The sequence below is a fragment of the Streptomyces sp. NPDC058637 genome, from assembly GCF_042717325.1.
Lineage (GTDB): Bacteria > Actinomycetota > Actinomycetes > Streptomycetales > Streptomycetaceae > Streptomyces.
The window spans coordinates 68785-77175 of record NZ_JBHXRD010000012.1; the positions used below are offsets into that span (position 1 = coordinate 68785).

The 8391-nt window shown below is 72.5% G+C and carries 9 protein-coding genes; 4 read left to right on the forward strand and 5 right to left on the reverse strand.

The window, feature by feature from the left end:
• Window positions 1–195: 195 nt before the first annotated feature.
• Together ACFWVP_RS14565 and ACFWVP_RS14570 are read right to left on the reverse strand one after the other, a co-directional pair.
• Window positions 196–1050 (reverse strand): transglutaminase-like domain-containing protein, encoded by an 855-nt coding sequence (locus ACFWVP_RS14565; RefSeq protein WP_384496623.1) that lies wholly within the window; start codon window positions 1048–1050, stop codon window positions 196–198.
• Window positions 1051–1081: 31 nt separating this feature from the next.
• Window positions 1082–2089, reverse strand: a complete 1008-nt coding sequence (locus tag ACFWVP_RS14570; RefSeq protein WP_384496625.1) for a GNAT family N-acetyltransferase — start codon at window positions 2087–2089, stop codon at window positions 1082–1084.
• Window positions 2090–2206: 117 nt separating this feature from the next.
• Between ACFWVP_RS14570 and fdxA the strand changes: the two genes are divergently transcribed.
• Both fdxA and dapC read left to right on the forward strand, forming a co-directional pair.
• Window positions 2207–2527: a ferredoxin gene (fdxA, locus tag ACFWVP_RS14575; RefSeq protein ID WP_014154250.1), complete on the forward strand. Its 321-nt coding sequence runs from the start codon at window positions 2207–2209 to the stop codon at window positions 2525–2527.
• A 270-nt stretch (window positions 2528–2797) separates the two neighbouring features.
• Window positions 2798–3901 (forward strand): succinyldiaminopimelate transaminase, encoded by a 1104-nt coding sequence (dapC, locus tag ACFWVP_RS14580; protein ID WP_384496627.1) that lies wholly within the window; start codon window positions 2798–2800, stop codon window positions 3899–3901.
• 102 nt (window positions 3902–4003) lie between these two features.
• Here the strand turns inward: dapC and ACFWVP_RS14585 are convergent, their stop codons facing one another.
• On the reverse strand, window positions 4004–4360 hold the full coding sequence (locus ACFWVP_RS14585; RefSeq protein WP_384496629.1) for an ATP-binding protein: 357 nt from the start codon (window positions 4358–4360) through the stop codon (window positions 4004–4006).
• 319 nt (window positions 4361–4679) lie between these two features.
• Window positions 4680–5591 carry a hypothetical protein gene (locus tag ACFWVP_RS14590; RefSeq protein WP_384496630.1) on the reverse strand — a complete coding sequence of 304 codons (912 nt, stop codon included), beginning with the start codon at window positions 5589–5591 and terminating at the stop codon, window positions 4680–4682.
• A 63-nt stretch (window positions 5592–5654) separates the two neighbouring features.
• Here ACFWVP_RS14590 and dapE point away from each other — a divergent pair, with 63 nt between their 5' ends.
• Both dapE and ACFWVP_RS14600 read left to right on the forward strand, forming a co-directional pair.
• Window positions 5655–6734, forward strand: coding sequence for a succinyl-diaminopimelate desuccinylase (dapE, locus tag ACFWVP_RS14595; protein WP_384496631.1), 1080 nt, complete (start codon window positions 5655–5657; stop codon window positions 6732–6734).
• A gap of 83 nt (window positions 6735–6817) precedes the next feature.
• A complete protein-coding gene (locus ACFWVP_RS14600; RefSeq protein WP_384496633.1) occupies window positions 6818–7603 on the forward strand; it encodes a TIGR00730 family Rossman fold protein in 786 nt (261 codons plus the stop codon).
• Between the two features lie 255 nt (window positions 7604–7858).
• Here ACFWVP_RS14600 and ACFWVP_RS14605 read toward each other — a convergent pair.
• The coding region (locus ACFWVP_RS14605; protein WP_384496635.1) for a dihydropteroate synthase at window positions 7859–8391 on the reverse strand (533 nt) is incomplete at its 5' end.

Consider the following 8391-nt stretch of genomic DNA (forward strand, 5'->3'; position numbering starts at 1 on the left):
GGCCTCGACGGTCTGCGGCACGGGGGCCGAGCCGGAAGGGAACGGCCGGGACGGCGACCGGCCCTCGCCGTGCGTCAGGGACCTCGCCCGTTCACCGGTACGCACGACGACCGATCGCCGGGACGAGGCGACCGGGCCCTGCGGGCCGGTTCGAACGGCTCGTCACCCCGCAGGGTGACCGCCGCTGTCCCGTTCTCAGTTGAGCAGTGCCCGGGCGGCCTGGGCCCGGTGGCGGATGGCCTCGGCAGCCGTCGGCTCGATGCCGTCGACGACCTCCGCGTACTCCTCCATCTCCGCCGCCCCACGCAGGAACTCCCCGCGCTGGACGAGGAGCTGGGCCCGCTCGTAGCGGAGCCTGGCCGGGTGCGAGGGGAGCAGCAGCGAGAGTTCGAGCGCCCACAGGGCCACGTCCGTGCGCTCGGGCCGGGCGGCGGCCCAGGCCCTGATGTTGTTCAGGATCCGCAGCACCGTCTCCAACGGCCTGGCGGGCACCGTCATGGACGGCTCCAGCGGCGCCCCGGTCGCCGTCACCACCATCAGGCCCGCGTCCTCGCCGCTCAGCGGCGCACCCCCGGCGAACGGGTCGGCCAGCACCCGCTCCGCCGGATCGCCGAAACCGACCACGAAGTGACCGGGCAGAGCCACCCCGTACACGGGGGCGCCCGCCCGCCGCGCCACCTCCATCCACACCACGGAGAGCAGGATCGGCAGCCCGCGGCGCCGTCGCAGGACCTGCTGGAGCAGGGAGGAGTCCAGCCGCTGGTAGTCGGTGGAGGAGCCCGCGAAACCGCAGCGCCCGCCGAGCAGTTCGGCGAGCGCGGAGGCCCAGGCACGGGCACCACGGGTGCCGTACGGGAGGAGTCCGGCCAGCCGGTCGAGCTCGATCTCCGCCGCGTCGACGCCGTACGGGTCGGCGGGTGAGACGGACGCGGCCTCCCCGGCCTCCGCGCCCACCAGCAGGCAGAGGAGCGCGAGATCAGGCCGTTCGGCGCGTGCCTCGTCGGCGAACCGTCGCCGGCGTTCGGCCGTCCCGGAGTCCTGAGCGCTCATCTGCGACACATATCCTCTGCTGGTGGTTCCGCTACGCGGACCGGAAGTGGTGGTACCGGTGGTGGGTGGCGAAGCCCATGCCGTCGTACAGCGCACGTGCCCCTTCGTTGTCCGTCTCCACCTGGAGCCAGGCGGCCGACGCCCCCTCGTCCAGGGCCTTGCGCGCCAGCGCCGTCATCACGGCCGTGGCGAGGCCGCGGCGCCGGTACCCGGCGCCCACCTCGACGGCCATGAACCCCGCCCACCGCCCGTCCACCACACAGCGCCCGATAGCGGCGGGCACCCCGTCGCCCACGGCGGCGTCGCCGGGTACGGAGGCGAACCAGACCGACGGTCCGCTGCCCAGCACCTTCAGGACATGCGCGCCCGGGGTGTCGAAGCGCTGGTACCGGGAGAGCCAGGCGTCGTCCGTCGAGCGGGACAGGCGCACCGCCGAGACGTCCGCGTCCAGATCACCGACCGGGGCCAGGGCGGCGATCCGCATCTCGGCCGACACCTCGCGCCGCCATCCGTGCTCCTCCAGCTCCGCGCAGAGCCGTTCCTGCGCACCCTCGGCGCCGGTGCCGGTCTGGACGTACGCGGGCAGGCCCCGCTCCTCGTACCACTGCCGGACGCGCCCCAGCGCCTCGCCGAGCGGCAGCCCGGGATCACCGAGCGGGAGCACGGAGTTCGCGCGGCGGGTGAAGCCGCCGGCGGCGCGCAGCCGCCAGTCGCCCAACGGCTCGCTCTCCACCGGCTGCCAGGCCCGCGCGGCGACCCGGGTGAGTTCCTCGAAGGAGGCGGCGGGGCCACGGTGGCGGGCCGGTGCCGCGGGTACGACCTTGCCCGCCACCAGCGACGATTCCGCGATGCGGACGCTTTCCCCGCTCTTGCCTGTGATCGACAGCACCCCGTCGTCCCACGATGTGAGAACACCTACCGTGTCGGTGAACCTCGCGCCCTCGCCAGGGGCATCGGCGACGCGCCGCACCGATACGCGTTTGCCCACGTCAGCAGGTGTCATGCGAACCTCGAGTCGTCCGCCGATGGTGAATTCCACAGCTCTGTTCGCCCCTCCTGTTCGGATCGTGCCCCGGAACGGAGATACTAGGGGCGGGCATCGACGACGCCGCGCTCCCGCGCGAGAGCCAACGCCCTACCGAGGAGGAACGACAGCGTGACCTACGTCATCGCGCAGCCTTGTGTCGACGTAAAGGACAAGGCCTGCATCGAAGAGTGCCCCGTCGACTGCATCTACGAGGGCTCACGGTCCTTGTACATCCACCCGGACGAGTGTGTCGACTGCGGAGCCTGTGAACCGGTCTGCCCGGTAGAGGCCATCTTCTACGAGGACGACACCCCGGAGGAGTGGAAGGACTACTACAAGGCCAACGTCGAGTTCTTCGACGACCTCGGTTCGCCGGGCGGCGCCTCCAAGCTGGGTCTCATCGAGCGCGACCACGCGTTCATCGCCGCACTGCCGCCGCAGAACCAGTAGCAGCGGCTCAACGAGCGCCGCCAGGTCCCGTACGGCTTGTCACCGTGCGGGACCGAGGTGTTTCCCGGCCGCCCCCACGTACGCGAGGTGCGTCGTCCACGTGCGTGACGGTGGGTCGTCCACGTATGCGACGGTGCGTCGTGCACACACGCGACGGTGCGTCGTCCACGTACGCGACGGTGGGTCGTGCACACACGCGACGGTGCGTCGTGCACTGCGTGAAAGCCCCGTACGCCGTACGCGAAAGCCCGTACGAGAAAGCAGAGTTCCGTGTCCGCAGCAGCCCCTGTCTCCTCCCGCCTCCCGGTCTTCCCCTGGGACAAGCTCGCGCCCTACAAGTCGACGGCCGCCGCCCACCCGGACGGCATCGTGGACCTGTCCGTCGGCACGCCCGTCGACCCGGTGCCCGAACTGATCCAGCAGGCGCTGATCGCCGCCGCCGACAGCCCCGGCTATCCGACGGTGTGGGGGACCGGGGCCCTGCGCGACGCGCTGACCGGCTGGGTGGAGCGCAGGCTCGGCGCGGTCGGCGTGGCCCACGAGAACGTCCTGCCGGTCGTCGGCTCCAAGGAACTGGTGGCCTGGCTGCCGACCCAGCTGGGCCTCGGCGCGGGTGACAAGGTGGCCTACCCGCGGCTCGCCTACCCGACGTACGAGGTCGGCGCGCGGCTCTGCGGTGCCGAACCCGTCGTCTACGACGACCCCACCGAGCTGGACCCTGAGGGGCTCAGGCTGCTCTGGCTCAACTCGCCGTCCAACCCGACCGGCCGCGTCCTGCCCAAGGACGAGCTGACCCGGATCGTCGCCTGGGCACGCGCCCACGACGTGCTGGTCTTCAGCGACGAGTGCTACCTGGAGCTCGGCTGGGAGGCCGAACCGGTCTCCGTGCTCCACCCGGACGTCTGCGGCGGTACGTACGAGGGTGTCGTCGCCGTCCACTCGCTCTCCAAGCGTTCCAACCTCGCCGGCTACCGGGCGGCCTTCGTCGCGGGCGACGCGGCCGTGCTCGGCGAGCTGCTCCTGATCCGCAAGCACGGCGGGATGATGACCCCGGCGCCGGTCCAGGCGGCGACGGTCGCGGCACTGGGCGACGACACGCACGTGGCGGAGCAGCGGGCGCGGTACGCCCGGCGGCGTACGGCCCTGCGGGCGGCGCTGGAGGCCCACGGCTTCCGGATCGAGCACAGCGAGGCCAGCCTCTACCTGTGGGCCACCCGCGACGAACCGTGCTGGGAGACCGTGGCAGCGCTGGCGGAGCTCGGCATCCTGGTGGCGCCGGGCGACTTCTACGGCCCGGCCGGCGGCCACTTCGTACGGGTGGCGCTGACGGCGACGGACGAGCGGGTGGACGCGGCGGTCAAGCGGCTGTCCTAGCCATGGAAATACGCCGACCGGCTGTCCTCGGCCCTCGGTGATACGCGAAGGGGCCTCGGGAGTGCGGACTCCCGAGGCCCCTTCGCGTGGGTGCCGGGTGGGTCAGCCGATCGGCAGGCCGCCGGTGGGGAGGCCCCCGGTCGGCAGCCCGCCGGTCGACAGGGTGTCGCTCGCCAGCTCGCCGTCCGCGACGGTGCCCGCCTTCGCGACGGTCTCACCGGCGACCGGAAGAGTCGTGCCGACGACCTTGCCGCCGGTCTTGTTCGCCGCCTTCGCACCCTGCTTCGCGGCGCCGTCGAGCGTGGTACCGGCGCCGTCGAGCGAGGTCAGGCCGCCGAGGGCCGGGGTCTGCGGGAGCCCCGCGGCACCTGCGACACCGGCCGCGCCGACCACGGGTGCCGCACCTGCGGCGATCAGCAGCGCGGCACGGGCGATCCGACGGGTCAGGGGGAGGGACATGATGCTCCTTCGACGGGACTTCTACGGGACTTCTACGGGTCTCGGCAGAGGTGGAACCTGCCTGCCCGGTGATCGGACGCACTGAACAACCGGTCCGAGGGCGGGGAAGGTTGCGGGGCACCGAGGTAAAGACTGGGTAATGCGTCAGATAATCCGCAACGGGGGGACCCGGATGGGCGCAGCCCCGGACGGTCACCTGATGAACCGTCACTCCCCTTTGCCCGCAAGAGAATCAGGGCATCCTGACGGAGTCGCGGATGCGGTGGGCCGGGTGAGGGCCGGGGGACGGCCGGACAGCCCGTACGGATGACGGTCCGTACTACTGAGCGAGCCGCATTCTGACGGTCGCCGTGCCCGATTCCTTACGTTCCGTCCGCCAGCCCGTGTCGGCGGTCCAGATCCGTCCGGCGTACGACACCTCGTCGATCCGCAGGGCGTCGGCCCGGGCGACCGCCCAGTGGGCGAGCTCCCAGCCGCGCCGGGCCGCCTCCTCGTCGGCCTCCGTGGCCGACGCCACGGGTACCGTCACGGTGCCCGCGGCGGAGGAGCCCGACGACCTGGTGGCCGGCAGGACGTCCTTCCCGAAGGCGCGCACCAGATCGGCCCGCACCTCGGCCGCGTCCCCCGGGCCCGGGGCGGGCCCGGTTCCCGTCGGCAGCGAGCAGGTCAGCGACGCGGGCGCCCGGCCGGTCAGGGCGGCGGACAGCAGCGCCGCATCCGGCTCGTGCTTGGCGTACGCCTGCGGGAACCCGCTCTTCTGGACCCGCTGCGCCGCCTCGGTGAGCGGCAGCCGTGAGTAGCCCGGCACCTCGGCCAGGTGCTCGTAGAACTCCCCGGCGGCGTAGACCGGATCCATGATCTGCTCCGGCGTCCCCCAGCCCTGCGAGGGGCGCTGCTGGAAGAGGCCGAGCGAGTCCCGGTCGCCGTGGTCGATGTTGCGCAGCCCGGACTCCTGCAGCGCGGTCGCCAGCGCGATCGTCACCGCGCGCTCCGGCATCCCGCGGGTGGTGCCCACGGCGGAGATCGTCGCGGCGTTCGCGGCCATCTCGGGGCTCATCCCGTACGTACGGCCCTCGCCGCCGTCGGTGGCGCCCGCCGTGCAGCGCGGGCCCCCCTTGTGGCCGGAGACGTACTGCACGGCCACGTAACCGGCCAGGGCGAAGAGCACGACGAAGGCGGCCGCGAATCGGAAGAGGCGGCTGCGGCGGGAGGGCGAGGCGGTCCGGGGCACGGGGCCCACCGTACTGGAGGGTACGAGCGGGGCCGAGAACAGAAGTCCCTTAGGGTCGTGACCATGGACGGACACATGCTCGACCTCGCTCTGGACGGACCGGCACTCACGGCTCGGCTCGTCGATCTTCCGTCGGTCAGCGGGCGGGAGAAGGACCTCGCCGACGCGATCGAGGCGGCGCTGCGCCCGCTGGCGCACCTGACCGTGGAGCGGTTCGGCAACAACATCGTGGCCAGGACGCGGCTGGGCCGCGCCGAGCGCGTCGTGCTCGCCGGCCACATCGACACCGTGCCGATCGCGGACAACGTGCCGTCCCGTCTCGACGCGGACGGCGTGCTCTGGGGATGCGGAACCTCCGACATGAAGTCGGGCGTCGCCGTCCAGCTGCGGATCGCGGCGACGGTGCCGGAGCCCAACCGCGACCTCACGTTCCTCTTCTACGACAACGAGGAGGTCGCCGCCCACCTCAACGGACTCGGGAAGGTGGCCGAGGCGCACCCCGACTGGCTGGACGGGGACTTCGCGGTGCTCCTGGAACCCTCCGACGCCCAGGTCGAGGGCGGCTGCCAGGGCACGCTCCGGGTCCATCTGCGGCTGGACGGCGAGCGGGCGCACTCCGCGCGCAGCTGGATGGGGTCCAACGCGATCCACGCCGCGGCCCCCGTACTGGCCAGGCTCGCGGCGTACGAACCGCGCCTCCCGGTCATCGACGGGCTCGAATACCACGAAGGGCTCAACGCCGTCCGCATCGAGGGCGGCGTCGCCACCAACGTCATCCCGGACGCCTGCACGGTGGTGGTCAACTACCGGTACGCCCCCGACCGCACGGCGGAGGAGGCCGAGGCGCACGTCCGTGAGGTCTTCGCGGACTGCGGCGTCACCGGCTTCACGATCGACGACCACTCCGGAGCGGCGATGCCCGGCCTCTCGCACCCGGCGGCCAAGGCGTTCATGGAGGCGGTCGGCGGCACGGCCCAGCCCAAGTTCGGCTGGACGGACGTCTCCCGCTTCGGCTCCCTCGGCATCCCCGCGGTGAATTACGGGCCCGGGGACGCGCTGTTCGCCCACAAGCGGGACGAGCACGTGGCCGTCGACCGGATCACTCACTGCGAGGAGCGGCTCCGCTCCTGGCTCACCAGCTGACTCACGGCATTCCCCTGCGCGTAACCTCCACCGATCTACGCTGGAGCGACACGTACAACGCATGTCGGCGGAGGGAGCAGGTCATGGGCAACCCGGAGGACGCACGGATCCCCGAGGGCGCGCAGGTTCCTGAGGGCGCGGTGAAGCCCGAGGAGCAGCGAATGGGCCCGGTGCTGCGGCGCAGGGACCAGGTGCAGCCGGGCACGACCGACCAGCGGCTGCTGGACTCCGAGGGCGATTCCGAGTGGGTGCACACCGACCCCTGGCGGGTGATGCGCATCCAGTCGGAGTTCGTGGAGGGCTTCGGCGCGCTCGCGGAGCTGCCGAGCGCCATCAGCGTCTTCGGATCGGCCCGCACCCCGGCCGGAGGACCGGACTACGAGGCGGGCGTACGAATCGGCCGGGCGCTGGTCGAGGCGGGGTTCGCGGTCATCACGGGCGGCGGCCCGGGGGCGATGGAGGCGGCGAACAAGGGGGCCCGGGAGGCGAAGGGCGTATCCGTCGGCCTCGGCATCGAGCTGCCGTTCGAGTCCGGCCTGAATCCACATGTCGACATCGGCGTCAACTTCCGCTACTTCTTCGTCCGCAAGACGATGTTCGTGAAGTACGCCCAGGGCTTCGTCGTCCTGCCCGGCGGTCTGGGCACGCTGGACGAGCTCTTCGAGGCGCTGACGCTGGTGCAGACCGGCAAGGTGACACGCTTCCCGATCGTGCTGTTCGGCACGGCGTACTGGAGCGGCCTGGTCGACTGGCTGCGGGACACGGTGGTGGCCCAGGGCAAGGCGTCCGAGCGCGACCTGATGCTGTTCCACGTCACGGACGACGTCGACGAGGCGGTCCGGCTGGTGACGAAGGAGGTCGGGCGGTAGCACCCCCGGCGACCCGTACTCCGCTCCTCAGGGCGCCCCGGCCGCAACCGAGCCGTCCGGCGGGCTGCGTTCGGCGGCGCAATCGAAGCCCCGCCGGCGATCGAGGAGCGGGGCCCGGGGCGGAGCCCCGAAACCCCCGGCCGGGCGGGCTGGAAGTGCCGGGACGACCCGGCCCGCACGTCCCTTCCTCGTCCGCAGGACGACGTCCGTGAAGTACGCGCGGGGCTTCGCCGGCCCGGGGCCCGGCGGCGGGCCCTAGGCCAACCCCCGCCGGGCGACAGCCGGCGCACGGTGGCCCGCGATGGACGCCACCATGTCCAGCACCTGCCGCGTCTCCGCCACCTCGTGCACCCGGTACACCCGCGCCCCCAGCCACGCCGACACCGCCGTCGTCGCGAGCGTGCCCAGCACCCGTTCCCTGACCGGCTTGTCGAGCGTCTCACCGACGAAGTCCTTGTTGGACAGCGAGACCAGCACCGGCCACCCCGTGTCCGCCATCTCACCGAGCCTGCGCGTCGCCTCCAGCGAGTGCCGGGTGTTCTTCCCGAAGTCGTGCCCCGGGTCGATCATGATCCCGTCCGGCCGGACCCCGAGCTCCACGGCCCGTTCGGCGAGGCCGGCCGTCACCCGCAGGATGTCCGCCATCACGTCGTCGTACGCGATCCGGTGCGGCCGGGTACGCGGCTCCGCGCCCCCCGCGTGCGTGCACACGAGCCCCGCCCCGTACCGCGCGGCGACCTCCGCGAGCTTCGGGTCGACGCCGCCCCACGCGTCGTTCAGGACGTCCG